The sequence below is a fragment of the Flavobacterium sp. RSP15 genome (assembly GCF_003968755.1).
Taxonomy (GTDB): domain Bacteria; phylum Bacteroidota; class Bacteroidia; order Flavobacteriales; family Flavobacteriaceae; genus Flavobacterium.
Window position 1 is genome coordinate 108960 of sequence record NZ_RYDL01000009.1, and the last position, 17452, is coordinate 126411.

Here is a 17452-nt window from a genome sequence, read left to right on the forward strand (position 1 = left end):
GACTTCTAAATCTTATATATTTGTTGCCAATTTATGTAAAGATGCAAACACTTAAAAAAGTCCTTCTGGTTTTACTTTCTTTATTGTTTCTTTCAGCAATAGTTGTGCTGATTTATGGGTTTTATTTAAAGCCAACCTATGAAGGGGAACTAAAACTTAAAAATATTGGAAAGGAAACGACAGTTTATTTTGATGAATTTGGAGTGCCTCATATTTATGCGGCAAGTTCAAGGGACGCTATGGTTGTGTTGGGTTACGTACATGCGCAAGAACGATTGTGGCAAATGGAATTGATGCGGCGTATTGCTCCGGGACGATTGTCAGAAATTTTTGGACCAGTTGGATTGAAAAGTGATCTGTTTTTTGCCGGATTAGGAATCGAAGAAGCTTCCGCAAAAGCAATCGCAGCTTTAGATAAGAAAAGTTCCAGTTATCTATTGACAATGGACTATTTAGACGGGATAAACCAATATATGGCAGAGGGAACTACGCCAATAGAATTCAGTGTAGTTGGTGTCAAAAAAGAAAAGTTTACCATAAAAGACGTCTACAATATTTTTGGATACATGTCTTTTAGTTTTGCTATGGCCCATAAGTCAGATCCTTTGTTGACGGATATTCGGAACAAGTACGGAATGGACTATCTCAAGGATTTTGGCATTGACGGTTCATTTAATACCACAAAAATAAAAAATGCAAAACATAAGCCACAGGAATATGCTGCTATTTCAAAATCAGTAGCCTCACTTTTAGACCAATCCCCTATCCCACCCTTTATAGGAAGCAACAGCTGGGTTCTTTCTCCAAAGAAAACTAAAAAAGGAAAAGTGATTTTTGCCAATGATCCACATATTGGGTTTTCGCAACCCGGAACTTGGTATGAAGCGCACTTAGTAACTCCGGATTTTGAATTGTACGGTTGCTATTTAGCAGGTACTCCATTCCCATTATTGGGACATAACCGTAACTATGCGTACGGATTAACCATGTTTGAAAATGATGATATTGATTTGTACCAAGAAGAAAATAGTCCTGGAAATGCGACCGCTTACAAAACGCCAACGGGGTATAGGAATTATGAAATTCGCCAAAAAATTATAAAAATAAAAGATTCTACTGATGTGGTTTTGAATGTAAAAGTGAGTCGTCACGGGCCTATCATGAATGATTTAATTGTTGGGCTGGATAAGGATAAACCAGTGGCAATGTCTTGGATTTATACCCAACAACCCATACGAATTCTGGAAGCAGTATATAGGCTTTCGCACGCTGAAAACAAGGAAGATTTTCTAAAAGGAGTGGCTCTGATAGCCGCGCCGGGACTGAATGTTATGTATGGTGACTCCAAAGGAAATATTGCATGGTGGGCAACAGGAAAATTATACAAGCATAATGAAGGCGTGAATCCGAATTTTATTTTGGATGGGGCGAGCGGGAAAGACGATATCAAGGAATATTTGGATTTCTCCAAAAATCCTTCAGCGATGAATCCAAAATGGAATTACGTGTATTCAGCCAATAATCAACCAGAGGCAATAGACGGATTTTTGTATCCGGGCTATTACCTTCCTGAAGACAGAGCCAAACGAATCACGCAATTATTGAATAAAAAAACAAAATGGAATGAGGCAACTGTGGGCAGCATGATTTTTGATAATACATCACCAGTTGCGCCTGACGTTGTAGCACGTTTAATTTCGAATCTGGATTACACTACGCTTTCAAATAATGAAAAAGAAGCCTTTGCTGTTTTGAAAAAATGGAAAGGTTCTAATAATCTGGATGATGTAGCACCCACAATCTATAATAAATGGATTTTTAATTATTTAAAAAATACTTTTGAGGACGAACTGGGAGCTGCTAATTTCAAGCAGTTTTTAGGCACGCATATCATGAAGCAAATGATCGCCAGACAACTTGAAAACAAAAACTCACTGTGGTGGGATAATATCAATACAAAAAACCATTCGGAAACAAGGCAAGAAATCGTGTCGCTATCGTTCAAGGAATCGATTGCTGCTTTAGAAAAACAATTGGGCAATTCCGTATCAGCTTGGACCTGGAACAAAGTACATACTCTGGAACATCAGCATCCGTTGGGTAAAATTGCAGCTTTAAGAACTATATTTAATGTTGGTCCATTTGAGGTTTCAGGTTCAACGGAAGTGATTAATAATTTGTTTTTTGATTATACCGAAACGGGTCAGTATCAAGTAAAAGGCGGCCCTTCAACACGAAGAATTATTGATTTCTCAGACATTGAAAATAGCTGGGCCATTTTGCCAACGGGACAATCCGGAAATCCATTCAGTGCACATTATAACGATCAGGCGGAATTGTATAATTCAGGAAAATTCAGAAGAATGAAACTGAACGAAAAGGAGATTATAAGGACTTCGACAAAATTGGTGTTTATTCCCAATAAAAAATGATTGTTTTTTAAAGTTATTAAAATATTAAATCAGTAATTTTGCCTAACTTTTTATAAAAAATTAATGCAAACTCCCCGAAAAATAGCAGTTGTAGGCTCTGGACTAGTCGGATCCTTATTAGCTATTTACCTTCGCAAAGCAGGCCATACTGTTCATATTTACGATAGAAGTCCAGATATCAGGAAGATACAGTTTTCAGGACGTTCTATCAATTTGGCGATGTCTAATCGCGGCTGGAAAGCCTTAGACGGAGTTGGAGTAGGTGATGCTGTTCGAGCGATCGCAATCCCCATGAAAAAACGGGCAATTCATTTAGCGGATAAGCTTAATTTTCAAAATTATGGTCAGGAAGGCGAATCCATTGATTCAATTTCGAGAGGAATTTTAAACCGAAAAATGATCGATTTGGCGGAAGCCGCAGGAGCAGAGTTCTTTTTTGAGCACAAAATTTGGGATGTAACTCTAGAAAATGCAACACTTCATATAGGCGAAACCGAAAGAGGCGCATGGGAAGATAAAAAATACGATATGGTTTTTGGCGCTGATGGTGCTTTTTCAAGAATTCGTCACCGCATGCAGCGCCAGAGTATGTTTGATTATTCGCAAGAATTTCTGCCTATTGGATATAAAGAATTAAATATTCCGGCAAACGGGGATGGATCACATAAATTGGATAAAAATTCGTTTCATATCTGGCCACGAGGCGAATATATGTTGATTGCCTTGCCCAATTTAGACGGAAGCTTTACCTGTACTTTATTTATGCCTTTTGAAGGAGAAAATTCCTTTGATTCCTTAAAAGACAGGAAGTCAGTAGAAGCTTTTTTTGAAAAAAATTTACCGGATACGATTGATGTTATTCCAAAATTAGCGGAAGATTTTTTCCGGAACCCAACCAGTACATTAGTAACCATGAAGTGTTTTCCGTGGACGTATGAGGATAAGGTTGCCTTGATAGGGGATGCGAGTCATGCCATTGTCCCTTTTTATGGACAAGGAATGAATGCCGGTTTTGAAGATATTTCAGTGCTGTATGAAATGATTGAAAAGTACGGGGATGATTGGAAATCTATTTTTTCCGAATATCAAAAATCCCGTAAACCAAATGCCGATGCTATTGCAGAGCTTTCCTATCGAAATTTTTTAGAAATGAGCTCTAAGACTGCAGATGAAAACTTCCTTTTGCAAAAGAAAATTGAAAAATCATTTTCAGACAAGCACCCTGAAAAATGGATTCCGCTATACAGTCGTGTAACATTTAGTGATCGGCCTTATACAGAGGCGTTGGCTATAGGGGATTATCAAAATGCAATTATGGAAGAAATTTTAAAAATGGAAAATATCAAAGAAATCTGGGATTCAGAAGCAGTTGAAAATACCATTTTAGAATTATTAAAATAAAAAAAGGACTCTAATCAGGGTCCTTTTTGGTGTTATTTATCTTTTGTTGCCGGTTTCAGTAGGACTCGTAAGGTGCTGTCATTATTGAAATAGCTGAACATCCAATTAACAAAAATAGAGAGTTTGTTTTTGACGCTTAAAATCAACATTAGGTGGATAAACATCCAGGTAAACCAAGCCAATCTTCCTTGGAAACTAAATTTTGGTAAATCGACCACCGCTTTTCGTTTTCCTACTGTAGCCATAGAACCTTTATCATGATACTCGTATTCGATTTGAGGTTTGTTTTTTAGACTTAGTTTGAAGTTCGTGGCTAATACTTTTCCTTGTTCTATAGCAACACTGGCTACTTGCGGATGACCATTGGGATATTTAGGAGTAGCCATGAATGAAATATCACCAAGGGCATACACGTCTTCGAGATTTTCTATTTTATTAAATCGGTCAACAAGATAGCGATTTCCTCTGGTAATACTTTCTTTGGGAATGCCTTCCAGGGTGTTTCCTGTAATTCCTGCTGCCCAGATCACATTTCTGGATGCAATCTTGTCTCCGTTTTGCAGGCTTACGGTCTTACCGTTGTAATGGCTTACAATAGTATCCGTTTTTACAATGACACCTAGTTCCTCCAGATATTTGCGAGACGTTTTTTGGGAATCTTCACTCATTGGGTTCAATACGTTCGGAGATCCTTCAAGAATATAAATGGTGAGTTTCGAAAAATCTTTGTCCGGATAATCTTTTGGCAAAATATTTTTTTTCATTTCTGCCAAAGCTCCTGCAAGTTCTACTCCGGTAGGGCCTCCGCCAACAATCACAAAGTTCATTAGCGATTGTAGCTCTTCTGGTGAAGCAATTAAGGCATCTTCAAAAGTTTGTAGAATTTGGTTGCGAAGTTGGATCGCTTCCGGCACCGATTTCATGGGAAATGCAAATTTTTCTATTTCAGCATTTCCAAAATAATTAGTCGTGCATCCAAAGGCAATTATCAAATGGTCGTACTCAAAATCAGCAATAGAGGTTTGTACTATTTTGTGGTCCGGATTAATACGAAGTACATCGGCTATTCGAATGCGGACATTTTTCGAATGCTGAAATACTTTTCGTAACGGAAATGAGATACTGGCAGGTTCAAGCCTTGCTGTGGCTACCTGGTACATCAAGGGTTGAAATTGATGGTAGTTGTTTTTGTCAATCAGTAAAACATCAAAATCTGTATTTTCTAAATCTTGAGCCAAACGCAATCCAGCAAAGCCAGCGCCAACGATTATAATTTTTTTTTGAATTTTCATACTTTTTTAATGGAAAATATAAAGATACAAATTATATAAGGGTTAGTCTGCTTTATTAACTTTTTCTAAAGAAAATGCAGGTTTGCAAATAGCTAAATATTCGCAGACTTCATCAAAAAGATCGGAAAAGTGCACGCGGGGATTCTTCTCTATTTTTATGGACTATCCTGCTGTAAGAACCATGATCTCGCCTTCAATTATAAATTGTTTTTATTTCCCTTCTTTAGCAATACCACTAAAATCGCCTTTTATGTCCATTATTAAAACAGGAATCGTTGTTATGAAAGAACTTGGATCGTTTTGGTTTTCCCCGTTCCAGTAGCTCCGGCAATTAACCCATGACGGTTTAAGGTTTTTAAGGGAATTTTTATGGGTGCATTTGCTAGAGCTTCTCCGCCTAATAGTACTCCTCCAAAGTCATACTCTTTCCTTTTGAAAGGGACCCACGCGTTATGTCTTGTATAAAATCTTCTTTTCTGGTCATGATAAGTTTGAATTAAAAGGATTTGTAAGCTACTATTAGTGTTCTCAAATGGGAAATTATGGGGTATAATGCAGTTTTCCTGCTTTTTTACTCTTAATAACAAAAATTTTTTTTTTCGACTACTTTTAAACGGTTATTGAAAATTTATGTTAATATTTCATAAAAATTTATGTTTTTTTTTGTAAAACGAATGATTTCTTTGTAGATTTTGATATATATGCAATGAGTAAATTGCTAAATGTTTGTTTGAAATAAAATTAATGACAATAAAATTAAAAAAAGTTTTTTTATTTGAACTAAAAATATAAATTTGCTCCACTACAAGTTTAATATAACTAAAATAAATTATTTAAAACTATTAAAATTAAAAAAATGGCAAACGTTAAAAAAGAAAAAGCGGCAAACGGAGGAGGAATGGTTTCAGGATTGATTATTGCTGCCTGTATTGGTGTTGGTGTATTGATTTGGAAATTTGTTATGGGTAATCCTTCAAACTTTGAAGGAGGAAACACAGAAACAGGTAATCCATTAAATACTTTAGGGCAGGTTTATCATGGAGGAGCAGTTGTTCCAGTATTACTAGGGATGTTGTTAATGGTTCTTGTTTTTTCTATAGAAAGATTTTTTGTGATATCTAAAGCAGCTGGTAATACTAAATTAGATGTCTTTATGACAAAGATACAAGGAAGTATCAAAGCAGGAGAAATTGATGAAGCTATTGTTTCGTGTGATAAGCAGCAAGGTTCTGTTGCAAATGCAATTAAATCAGCGTTAGTAAAATATCAAGCAGTTAAAAAAGAAGGGTTTAATAGTGAGGAAGCTGCAGAGACTATACACAAAGAAATTGAAGAGGCAACATCACTTGAAATGCCAATGTTGCAAAAAAACATGACTATTATTTCTTCATTAGTTTCCTTAGGTACTCTGGTTGGATTGTTAGGGACTGTAGCAGGTATGATTAAAGCGTTTGGTGCATTAGCAGCGGCTGGTACTCCTGATCAAGCAGCATTAGCAGCTGGTATTTCTGAAGCGTTGATTAATACTGCAACTGGTATTGGAACTTCAGCGGTAGCAATTATTTCTTATAATTTCTTCACATCTAAAATAGATGATTTGACTTACTCAATCGATGAGGCTGCGGTTTCAATTGTAAACTCTTACAGAAGATTTAGAGGAAGTTTGAAGCAGTAATCTTGTTGATATTATTATCAAATAAAAAACAAAAAGAATGGCTAAAATAAAAATAAATAAAAATCCGGGCTCTACAGACATGACCGCTATGTGTGATGTCGCATTCCTTTTGCTTACTTTCTTTGTGATGACTTCAACAGCCAAGATACCGGAAGCACTGCCTGTGGATACTCCTGCATCAACAGTTCAGACTAAATTGCCTGAAACTGATTTAGCTACTTTAACAGTGGGTGAGGGCAAAGTGTTTTTTGATTTGAAAGGTAGAGAAGTTCGTATGAGAACGTTAGAGTTAATGGCAGAGAAGTACAATGTGTCTTTCTCAGACGGTGATAAGGCGATTTTTTCAATGATGGATGATTTTGGTGTACCACTTCTTAATCTGAAACAAATTATAGATATGAAAGCGGCTGATAGGAGTAAAGCACAGCAGCCTGGTATTCCAATCGATTCGCTTGATAATCAGTTAAAAGAGTGGGTCTACAATGCTCGAAAAGCAAATATAGAGGTAAATGACAAGGAATTGCAAATCGCTATTAAAGGGGATGCAAAAGAAGAGTACCCAGCTATCAGAAAAGTGATGGATATTTTACAAGAGCAAAAAATCAATAGCTTTAGCTTAGTTACTGGTTTAAGAGGAAAAGATTTTTAATTAATAAAATACACTAAAATGGCTGAATTAAATACCGGTGACGGTGGAGGCAAAAAAAGTGGGAAGGTAAGAAGTAAAAAATCGAATGCAAAGGTGGATTTAACTGCTATGGTTGATTTGGCTTTCTTATTAATTACATTTTTCATGCTAACCACGACGTTGTCTAAACCACAATCGATGAGTTTGGGGTTGCCAGATAAAGATCCTACCAAAGATAATATCGACATGAAAGTTGACGAAAATCGTACCATGACAGTTTTGTTAGGTGATGATAATAAGTTAATTTATTACGTGGGTTTATTGGCTACGCCCATAGCTGCGCCAAAAGATGTAGCTTTTGGAAAAGACGGTATCCGTAAAGAGTTATTGACTAGACAGAGATCAGTTTTGGCTTACTCCGCAGCGAAGGGTAAACCTAAAAACGGACTAATTGTTATTATCAAACCAAGTAAGAAATCAAATTACAAAAATTTAATTGATATACTTGATGAGATGGCAATAGTTGGGATAGGAGATTTTGGTAATTACGCTATCGTTCCTGAATTTTCTCCTGAAGAACAAAAATTGTTAGAAGGAAAATAAGTGTATTCTTATTCCCCAATAACCTAATAATTAAGAAAAATGAAATTAGACATATTAAAAAACCAATGGCTTGAAATCGTATTCGAAGGGCGTAACAAAGTTTATGGTGCTTATGAATTAAGGCAATCAAACAGAAAGACGACGATAAAGGCGCTGATAATTGGTGCTATATTTTTTAGTATTGCTGTAGCCGCTCCGCTTATCATAAACTTATTACCTGAAGGTAATGAACAAGAGGTTGATAGGGATATAAAAATCACTGCTATTAAATTGCCACCTAAGAAAGAAGAGCCAATTAAAAACCTTCCACCACCACCACCACCACCTCCAAAAGTGGATCAGGTTAAATTTGTGAAACCTGTTGTAGCAAAAGCGGAAGAAGTTACAGAAGAACCACCAAAAATTGTTGAAATTAAAGACAAAAAATTAGGTGCTGTAACAATAAAGGGTGATCCTGATGCAGTATTGACTGTAGAGCCAGTGGGAACTGGTACTGCTGCAGTAGTGGAAGAAGTGGACAACCAAATTTACAACACTGCCGGGATTGAGGTTAAACCTGATTTTCCAGGTGGTATCAATAAGTTTTATAAGTACGTGGGGGATAATTATCAAACTCCTGAAGAAGACGGGTTGAATGGTAAAGTATATGTTACTTTCGTAGTAGAGAAAGATGGTTCCTTAACCGATATTAAAGTAATTAGAGATATTGGTTATGGTACAGGGAAAGAGGCGATTCGTGTTTTGAAAAAGTCTCCTAGATGGTCTCCGGGTGAACAAAATGGTAAAAAAGTCAGAGTGCTTTATTCCTTACCAATTACAATCCAAACAGCAAATTAATGTTAAAGAGCATACGTAATAGTATTCAGAAAAAATCGCTCAAAGAGCGATTTTTTCTTGTTTTAGGAATTTTGTTTTTTTTGGTTTATCTTGTTTTGGGTTTATTTATTATCTTTATGAAAGAATTTCCGATAGAAATGGATACCAAATATAGAATAGTATTTGGTCTACTTCTTATTGTGTATTCATTTTTTAGATTTATCCGACTTATTAATAGTAACAATTAGATTATGAAAAAAACAGCTATAATTCCGTATTTTATTATTTTTTCTTTGTTTGCATTTCTTTTTGCATGTAAAAAAGCGGAAGGATCTAAGGAAAATAAAGAAACTATTTTAAAAGGTTCTACAACGATACTAGTTGATGAAACATTGAAACCTGTTATTGAGGATCAGATAGCAGTTTTTGAAAGTGTTTATCCAGCAAAAATCGCATTGAACGCTAAATCTGAAAAAGAAGTAGTTCGTTCATTGCTAAACGACTCATTAAGTATTGCAATTTTGTCTAGAAAATTAACCGCTGAGGAAAATAATTTTTTTAAAATAAAAAAGATTATTCCAAAAGTGACCCCTTTTGCCACTGACGGAATTGCACTAATAGCTAATGAGAAAATTAAGGATACCTTAGTCGCTTTAAATGATATTATAGCCTTTCTGCAAGGGAAGTCTCAAACGGCAATAAAGGGATTGGTTTTTGACAATCCAAATTCGAGTACGGTGCGCTATATGAATGAATTAGCGGGTGTGTCTAAACTTCCGGAAAAGGGGATTTTTTCTTTTAAAACCAATGAAGAGGTAATAAAGTACGTTTCTGAAAATGAAGGAATGATTGGTATAGTGGGGCTAAACTGGCTTTACCAACCTTCTGGAATTATGAAGGATATTGTAAAAAAAATTAAAGTGCTTAGTGTTAAAAGTACTACTGGAAATCAATTTTATGCGCCATCGCAAAATAATATTGCTGAGGGTACCTATCCTTTGGCACGTGATTTGTATATAATAAATTGTCAGGGGTCTTCTGGACTAGGAATGGGTTTTGCCTCTTTTGTAGCAGGCGATCGAGGACAGCGGATAATACTTAAATCTGGTTTGTTACCGGTCAGAACTCCGAGTAGACTTCTTCAGATTAAAAAAAATTAGAGAATGATAAAAATTAAATTAACTACAATGAAAATGAATAAATTAAAAACGTTTAGTGTTGCATTATTAGCATCGGCATTTGCAAGTCAAGCGCAAGATATTGATCAAGCAAAAAAAGCGATCGATGCAGAACAGTTCGAAAGTGCAAAATCAATTTTAAAATCAATTATTAAGGAGAATCCATCTAATGGAGCTGCTTTTTTTACTTTAGGGAATGTATATCTTACTCAAAATGTAGAAGATTCCGCCAAAATTTATTTTCAAAAAGGATTAACAGCTTCTGATGAAGCTAATTTGAATTACATTGGCTTAGGTCAAATAGATTTAGATAACAATGATGTTGCGGCAGCTCAAGCAAAATTTGTATTGGCCACCAAAGACATGAGAAGAAAGGATTTTGCAGAGTACGTTTACCAAGCAAGAGCCTATATGAATGCTGAAAAGCCCGATTATAAAAATGCAATCGCTATTTTGAATCGCGCTGCCATAAAAAATGCCGATGATGCACAGTTACAGCTTGCCCTTGGTGATGCTTACTATGGTGATAGCAAACAAAATGAAGCTTATGTCGCTTATAGAAGTGCTTTTCAAGCAGATAATTCTTTGCTAAGAGCAAAAATGCAACTGGGTGTTTTGCTTAAAGGAGCAAAATCGTATGACGAAGCTTTAAAAGCCTATGAAGAGGTTATTGCCATTAATCCTAACTATGGACCAGTGTATAGAGAGTTAGCGGAGACATACTATAAAATGGCACGTAACAAACCTTCTCAAGCGGCTGTAAGTTATAAAAAAGCAATTGGCTATTATGACAAATATATGTCTGTAACGGATTATTCGATTAACTCTAGAATGCGTCGAGCTGATTTTCTAATTTTGATAGAGGATTATGTTGCACTAGAAGCGGAAGCTAACAAAATGATCGAATTGGACAAAGTTAATCCAAGAATCTATCGTTATTTAGGATATGCGGCTTATGAAAATGGAAATGTTGATTTAGCATTGAAATCGTTGGAAAGTTTTATCGCTTCCCCAACTAATAAAGTAATCGCTAAAGATTATTTGTATTTAGGTTTGACTAAAATTAAAAAAGGGACTAGTGTCGATGGATTAGCTATAGACTCCGTTGCTTTTGATTCAGGAATGAAAGGTCTTAAAAAAGCAATCGAAATGGAGCCATTAGCGGTTCAAGATTTGAGTGATATTGGTAAAAAATTATTTTCTCAAAAACTATACAAAGAATCTGCAGCTGTATTTGAATCTGGAGCCAGTTCTCCTGAGTCTACTAATTATCTGGATGACAACGTCTATTTTGGTCTAGCGAATTACTATGCCAATATTAACAAAAAGGAAGGCGAAAAAGTAGATGCAATTGCTTTGCAAAAAGCAGATGCTGCTTTTGATAAAGTATTAGTCGCTTCCCCTACCTATTTAGAAGCATACTTGTATAAAGCAAGAACCAATAGATTACTTGAAAAAGATGACTTGATGGTGAAAAATTATGAAGATTATCTTTTAAAAACAATGGAATTAGGTGCTGAGGAAATAGCAAAACCTGCAGTAAAAACTAAGTTTATTGAATGTTACAATAATATGGCAGCCAGTTTTGCTAATACAGACAAGCCTAAAGCTATTGAATATTTCAAAAAAACATTAGCATTAGACCCTGCTAATAATTATGCAACAGAATCAATAAAAATTTTGAAACAATAAGAATTTGTCTCAATATCAAAAACCGATAGTCTTTGGCTATCGGTTTTTTTGTGCTCCTATTTTAGGATCGTTGTATTCAGAGTTGGATTAATTATTTCAAAACGGTTTAATACACGCCTTTTTTGGCTTATTGAAAGTTTATCATTTTAGTCTGTGTTTGCAAATGGACTCCTTTTCTAATTAACTATCTTTGCACTTTAAAATTAAAGAATGTTATCAAAAGAAATACAGTTAGAAGTTAATAAAGGTGCAATGCTTCCTTTAATGGAAGAATTTTACACCATTCAAGGGGAAGGTTTTCATACTGGAACAGCTGCCTACTTTATTAGAATAGGCGGATGTGATGTAGGTTGTCATTGGTGTGATGTTAAAGAAAGCTGGAATGCGGAGCTACACCCTCCAACTAGTATTGATCAAATTGTAGCCAATGCAGGTAAATATTCAGAAACTGTTGTGGTTACTGGTGGTGAACCACTGATGTGGGACATGAGCTTGCTAACACAAAAGCTAAAAGATAGTGATAGAAAAGTGCACATAGAAACTTCTGGGGCTTATCCGCTTACGGGAACTTGGGATTGGATTTGTTTGTCGCCAAAGAAAAACAAATTACCAACTCAAACGGTGTATGATAACGCACAGGAATTAAAAGTGATTATTTACAATAAACATGATTTTATTTTTGCCGAAGAGCAAGCTGATAAGGTAAATGAGAATGCTATTTTATTTCTTCAACCGGAATGGAGTAAAAAAGAAGAAATGACTCCGTTAATTGTTGATTATGTAATGAACAACCCAAAATGGCGTGTCTCGTTGCAAACACATAAATATTTGAATATTCCTTAATACTTAAAAACCTCATATAGCAAGTGCTGTTTGGGGTTTTGAATTAAAACAGATACTGATTAATTTTCGGAAGGCTTACTTCTTGTTAGCAGATTCCCTAGCCCAGTTAGTAGCGACATCCTTTTTTTCTCATTTTTTTAATGAGAAAAAAAGATATAGCGAATAGCTGGAAATAGCTCCTAAAACAACTTTTCTTTGTTGTTTTTATTTCTTCGGGTATGTCCGTTAAGTGATGGCTTTCCGAATCTCTACTTTAATCGGTTTGGAGAACTTTCTATTTTGGTAATTTTAGTTGGGAGCCATTTACAGGAATAGATTTTAGGAGGGTAATTTTCAATAGGATGCCATTATTTTTCTAATGCTGTGTTTTCTATACTATAATTTGTTTTCTAGATGGAAAGTTTTGCTAAATAATCAAAATGTTCGCCTTCAAGAATCAACTCGCATTTTAGTCCATTATCTAAAGCTGCATTTTGCAAAGTGTTGTAATCAATGAACATCCAGTCAAATGGTTTTTCTTTCTCGCCTTTGTAGGAGATATTAAAAACGATTTCTCCATAATATTCCTTTTGGGAAGGAATCCACTTTCCGCCATCTTCATCATCATCAAACATATAAATTATATCAGAACTGTCCAACAGAATTTGTCCGCCAGGATTCAATAACGATTTTAGTTTTAAAAGGAAATTCGGGATGTTTTTAAGTTTACCGCACATTCCCGCACCATTCATCAATAGGAGTATGGTGTCGTATTTCTCGTTTTCTAATGTCAGCACATCCTGAACTTTCGCTTTTTTAAGTCCGCGAAGGGTACACGCTTGAATAGCATTCGAAGAAATATCGATAGAAGTAACGTCTAGATTGCGTTCGTTTTGCAAAGATAAACTATGGCTTCCTGCGCCACAGCCAACATCCAGGATTTTACCTTTGGCAAGTTGTAACGCTTTTTGTTCCATTTGGGGCATTTCATCATAAGAACGAAACAAGTAGGCAACGCTCATTTCATCTTCTTCAGATATTGTAGTTTCCGTAATTAAATCTTCGGGTGAATTATTGGTTTGAAAATCAAGTATGGCTTTGCCAAAAAGGTCTTTCATCTTTTTTTGTTTAAAGTTTAAGGTTAAAGGATTCAAGTTTGTTACTTTTGTGGTTCCAACTTTAAACTTTAAATTTGAAACATATTTTAAACAATCTCCCTAAGGAAGCCAAAGATAAGCATATCGAAAACAAAAAGTATTTTGATAAGCTGAAAAAAAAGACACCAAAGAATTTGGATTACGTGATGCAAGATTTGCATGATGCTGAATTCAAGAAAACGGATTGTTTAAAGTGTGCTAATTGTTGTAAAACTACGGGACCTTTATTTAAGGATGCCGACATTGAGCGTGTTTCAAAATACCTACGCCAAAAGCCACAACAGTTTATCCAGCAATACCTTCAAATCGATGAAGACCGAGATTATGTTTTGCAAAGTGTACCCTGTACTTTTCTCGATGATGAAAATGCGTGCATGATATATGACGTACGTCCAAAAGCGTGTAGAGAATTCCCGCATACGGATCGAAAAAAATTCCAACAAATTACAGACTTAACCCTGAAAAACGTAGCGATATGCCCGGCAGCGTTTAATATTGTAGAGGAAATGAAAAAGAAAATGCCGCTTTAAAAATTTTCTATTTTGTCTCCCTCTGCTTTGTAGAGTCCCGTCCCGAAACTTCGGGATCGGAAGGGGGGGGTGAGAATTAGTATATCAAATATTTCATTCTCATTGCTTTAAACTCGATAAGTCCTTTCTGCCAGCTTTTTCTGATTTCATTTTCGGAAATTCCATTTTCTATTTGCTGTTGCAGTTTTTTAGTTCCTGCAAGTTTGGTAAAAAAAGGATTGAAGAATTTCGATTTTTCCGTTGTGCTTTGATAGGCTTGAATCAACCATTTTAATTCTAGTTTACTGACCTTTGTATGTGTTGATAAATCTTCCCCATAACATTTCACGCCATTGTAAACTGGATTTTGTGCGCCAAAATTTGGTTTGGGTATAAAACTAAAATCACTTTTTGGTAGATACGGAGAGCCATAAATCTGAAATTGTTTTTCAGTTCCACGACCCACACTTACATTTGTGCCTTCAAACAGACACAAACTTGCATAAAGATTCACGGCTTGATCATTTGGAAGATTCGGTGATGGTTTTACAGGTAAACTATAATTCATTTTTCGGTTGTAATTAATACACGGAATAACGGTCAATTTGCATTGAATGCCATTTTTCAGCCATTTCTTCCCATTAATCATTTGTGCATATTCGCCAATTGTCATTCCATGAAACAAAGGAATTGGATGCATGCCTACAAAACTGGTAAATTCTGGCTCAAGAATTGGACCGTCGACTATACTTCCATTCGGATTTGGTCTGTCAAGAACTAAAAGCGGAATGTTGTTTTCAGCGCAAGCTTCCATGATGTAATGTAACGAGGAGATGTAAGTATAAAATCGTGCGCCTACATCTTGCAAGTCGAAAATCATGATATCGATTCCAGCGAGGTGTTCTTGTTTTGGTTTTTTATTATCACCGTATAGAGAAATAATTGGCAGCCCGGTTTTAGAATCTTTTCCATCAACCACATGTTCTCCCGCATCAGCAGTGCCACGAAAACCATGTTCTGGAGCAAAAATAGTTTGCACATTGATATTTTTGGAAAGTAAAAAATCAACAAAATGGGTTTTGTCAGATAGAATTCCCGTTTGATTGGTTACAATTCCTGTTGTTTTATTTTCTAACAGAGAAATATATTTTTCGTAATTATCGGCTCCCGTTTTAAATATTGGTATTTGATGTGGTCTAAAAAATGGTTGGAAATGGATTTTTGGCAAGCTATCCATACTGCTGCTATACTGATTGTTTTTTGTAGAACTTCCACAAGAAGATTGTACAACTAATGTCAATAATAAGAGGTAAGTATAGCTAAAATATTTCATAGTACTATTTTTGATCTGTTTAAATCTGTTTAATCTGTGGCAAAAAACTTTATGTATCTTTGTCGCAAACTATAAATTTTGAATTTAGAATATTTCATAGCCAAAAGACTCATAACTGCTAAAGATTATAAAAGTAGCATATCTGCTCCAATTATAAAAATTGCTATTTCAGCAATTGCAATTGGTATGATTATGATGATTGTTTCAGTAGCGACAGGAATTGGACTGCAACAAAAAATCCGAGAGAAGGTTGCGGCTTTCAACGGACACATCGTTATTTCCAATTATGACAACAATCAATCCGAAGTCACGGTAGTTCCAATTTCTAAAAAACAAGATTTTTATCCAAAATTTACTGCTGTTCCTGAAGTGGAGCATATTCAAGCCATTGCCAGTAAAGCAGGAATTATTAGAACTGAAACCGCTTTCGAAGGAATTATTTTCAAGGGAGTGGGGAATGATTACAAATGGGATAATATAAAAGAGTATCTGGTTTCAGGCAAATTACCTGATTATTCAAAAAATGTGAATCAAGAAGTGTTATTGTCTCAATTCCTTGCCAATAGGTTGAATTTGAAAGTAGGAGATCTGTTCAATACATTCTTCATCAAAGAAAATCAAAATCAGTTGCCCAATATTCGGAGATTTAAAATTACAGGTATCTTCAATTCCGGTTTTCAGGAATTCGATGCAACGTATATAATAGGAGATATTCGTCACATGCAGCGTATCAATAAATGGACTCCAGATCAAATTGGTGCTTTCGAAGTTTTTGTTGACGATTTTAATACTATCGAAGCTACCGGAGAACAAGTCTATGCACAAACAGCCTCTACATTAGATAGTAAAACCATACTAGAAAAATACAGCTATATATTTGAATGGCTTCAGCTATTCGATTTTAATATCATCGTTATATTAGTAGTTATGATTCTTGTGGCCACAATCAACATGGTGGTTGCACTATTAGTATTAATTCTCGAACGAACCCAAATGATAGGAATCCTAAAAGCGTTAGGAGCCAATAATTGGTCCGTCCGGAAAATATTTCTATATAATGCCTTTTATCTTATCGTAAGAGGGCTTTTCTGGGGAAACTTAATCGGAATAGCACTATTGTTACTCCAGCAACAATTTGGCGTGATCCAGTTGAATCCAGAAAACTATTATGTAAACCAAGCACCAGTTTATTTAAATTGGGGATATATCTTAGTGCTAAACCTACTTACTGTGACCGTTTGTTTTTTTGTATTATTAATTCCGTCCTATATAATAACTAAAATTTCTCCAGTCAAAGCCATACGTTTCGATTAGATTATCATTAGTGCGTTCCCATTTATAAAAAAGAGAGGCTATTATCAATATCGATAGTAGCCTCTCTTTTTTTATAAATGGTCGGGCTATCCGCTACAAGTCCTCATAAAGTTGCGTTGCACTCCACTTTCTTGCGGGCTTTCCACTACTATCCCTAACGCGAAGATAATAAAACCAGAATATTTAGTTGTTTCTCATGACACCTTATATATAGGATATAAAAGCAATAGTAGAATTTAGACTTTACATTATATAGGAGAAAACCTTTTAATCCGTTGCGATCTTTTGTTAGGATAAAGGCTCTATGCGATATTTTTCAGTAAAGAAAAAAGAGCCAAAGGCATAAAAAGTGTAATAAAGCGTGATTTGGATAGGTTTCAAAAAAAGGGAATGGAGATTAAAGCTTTGTGAGGATAGATAAAAAGGTGATTTAGGATTGAAACGGATTAAAAGGGGAGTTAAGAATTAGGATTATTTAAAAAACTTTGATCTTCAAAAAACGAGATATCAGCTAGTTAAAGAAAAAGTTAAGAAAAGTTTAAAAAAAAGGGAATAAAAAGCTTGTAAAAGCGAATAAAGGTGCTAGTTTTGCACCCGCAA

14 protein-coding genes and 1 pseudogene are annotated in these 17452 nt (G+C 35.3%); 11 read left to right on the forward strand and 4 right to left on the reverse strand.

Annotated elements, in window-relative coordinates:
• Positions 1 to 41: 41 nt before the first annotated feature.
• Together EKM00_RS10825 and EKM00_RS10830 are read left to right on the forward strand one after the other, a co-directional pair.
• Positions 42 to 2432 (forward strand): penicillin acylase family protein, encoded by a 2391-nt coding sequence (locus EKM00_RS10825; RefSeq protein ID WP_126516168.1) that lies wholly within the window; start codon positions 42 to 44, stop codon positions 2430 to 2432.
• Positions 2433 to 2495: 63 nt separating this feature from the next.
• Entirely contained in the window at positions 2496 to 3833 is a 1338-nt protein-coding gene (locus tag EKM00_RS10830; protein ID WP_126516169.1) for an FAD-dependent oxidoreductase, read from the forward strand.
• 32 nt (positions 3834 to 3865) lie between these two features.
• Here EKM00_RS10830 and EKM00_RS10835 read toward each other — a convergent pair whose 3' ends face one another.
• Together EKM00_RS10835 and EKM00_RS14805 are read right to left on the reverse strand one after the other, a co-directional pair.
• Positions 3866 to 5125 (reverse strand): NAD(P)/FAD-dependent oxidoreductase, encoded by a 1260-nt coding sequence (locus EKM00_RS10835; RefSeq protein WP_126516170.1) that lies wholly within the window; start codon positions 5123 to 5125, stop codon positions 3866 to 3868.
• A 213-nt stretch (positions 5126 to 5338) separates the two neighbouring features.
• Positions 5339 to 5609 (reverse strand): annotated as a pseudogene (locus EKM00_RS14805) (helicase HerA-like domain-containing protein); the annotation flags it as partial.
• Positions 5610 to 5981: 372 nt separating this feature from the next.
• Between EKM00_RS14805 and EKM00_RS10845 the strand changes: the two are divergent.
• The 7 genes from EKM00_RS10845 to EKM00_RS10880 all read left to right on the forward strand — a co-directional run bounded on the left by EKM00_RS10845 (position 5982) and on the right by EKM00_RS10880 (position 12560).
• Complete coding sequence (locus tag EKM00_RS10845) at positions 5982 to 6800, forward strand: MotA/TolQ/ExbB proton channel family protein (RefSeq protein WP_126516171.1); 819 nt, start codon at positions 5982 to 5984, stop codon at positions 6798 to 6800.
• 37 nt (positions 6801 to 6837) lie between these two features.
• Positions 6838 to 7449 (forward strand): ExbD/TolR family protein, encoded by a 612-nt coding sequence (locus EKM00_RS10850; RefSeq protein WP_126516172.1) that lies wholly within the window; start codon positions 6838 to 6840, stop codon positions 7447 to 7449.
• 18 nt (positions 7450 to 7467) lie between these two features.
• On the forward strand, positions 7468 to 8031 hold the full coding sequence (locus tag EKM00_RS10855) for an ExbD/TolR family protein (protein ID WP_126516173.1): 564 nt from the start codon (positions 7468 to 7470) through the stop codon (positions 8029 to 8031).
• Positions 8032 to 8070: 39 nt separating this feature from the next.
• On the forward strand, positions 8071 to 8868 hold the full coding sequence (locus tag EKM00_RS10860) for an energy transducer TonB (RefSeq protein WP_126516174.1): 798 nt from the start codon (positions 8071 to 8073) through the stop codon (positions 8866 to 8868).
• Positions 8869 to 9098: 230 nt separating this feature from the next.
• Positions 9099 to 10007 carry a PstS family phosphate ABC transporter substrate-binding protein gene (locus EKM00_RS10870; RefSeq protein ID WP_126516176.1) on the forward strand — a complete coding sequence of 303 codons (909 nt, stop codon included), beginning with the start codon at positions 9099 to 9101 and terminating at the stop codon, positions 10005 to 10007.
• 3 nt (positions 10008 to 10010) lie between these two features.
• On the forward strand, positions 10011 to 11717 hold the full coding sequence (locus tag EKM00_RS10875; protein ID WP_370453931.1) for a tetratricopeptide repeat protein: 1707 nt from the start codon (positions 10011 to 10013) through the stop codon (positions 11715 to 11717).
• Between the two features lie 210 nt (positions 11718 to 11927).
• Positions 11928 to 12560 carry a 7-carboxy-7-deazaguanine synthase QueE gene (locus EKM00_RS10880; protein ID WP_126453135.1) on the forward strand — a complete coding sequence of 211 codons (633 nt, stop codon included), beginning with the start codon at positions 11928 to 11930 and terminating at the stop codon, positions 12558 to 12560.
• A gap of 389 nt (positions 12561 to 12949) precedes the next feature.
• Here the strand turns inward: EKM00_RS10880 and EKM00_RS10885 are convergent, their stop codons facing one another.
• Positions 12950 to 13657, reverse strand: a complete 708-nt coding sequence (locus EKM00_RS10885; protein WP_126516177.1) for a class I SAM-dependent methyltransferase — start codon at positions 13655 to 13657, stop codon at positions 12950 to 12952.
• Positions 13658 to 13731: 74 nt separating this feature from the next.
• Between EKM00_RS10885 and EKM00_RS10890 the strand changes: the two genes are divergently transcribed.
• Complete coding sequence (locus EKM00_RS10890) at positions 13732 to 14226, forward strand: YkgJ family cysteine cluster protein (protein WP_126516178.1); 495 nt, start codon at positions 13732 to 13734, stop codon at positions 14224 to 14226.
• A gap of 76 nt (positions 14227 to 14302) precedes the next feature.
• Here EKM00_RS10890 and EKM00_RS10895 read toward each other — a convergent pair whose 3' ends face one another.
• Positions 14303 to 15538: an exo-beta-N-acetylmuramidase NamZ family protein gene (locus EKM00_RS10895; protein ID WP_199734645.1), complete on the reverse strand. Its 1236-nt coding sequence runs from the start codon at positions 15536 to 15538 to the stop codon at positions 14303 to 14305.
• 78 nt (positions 15539 to 15616) lie between these two features.
• Between EKM00_RS10895 and EKM00_RS10900 the strand changes: the two genes are divergently transcribed.
• Entirely contained in the window at positions 15617 to 16852 is a 1236-nt protein-coding gene (locus EKM00_RS10900) for an ABC transporter permease (RefSeq protein WP_126516179.1), read from the forward strand.
• Positions 16853 to 17452 lie beyond the last annotated feature (600 nt).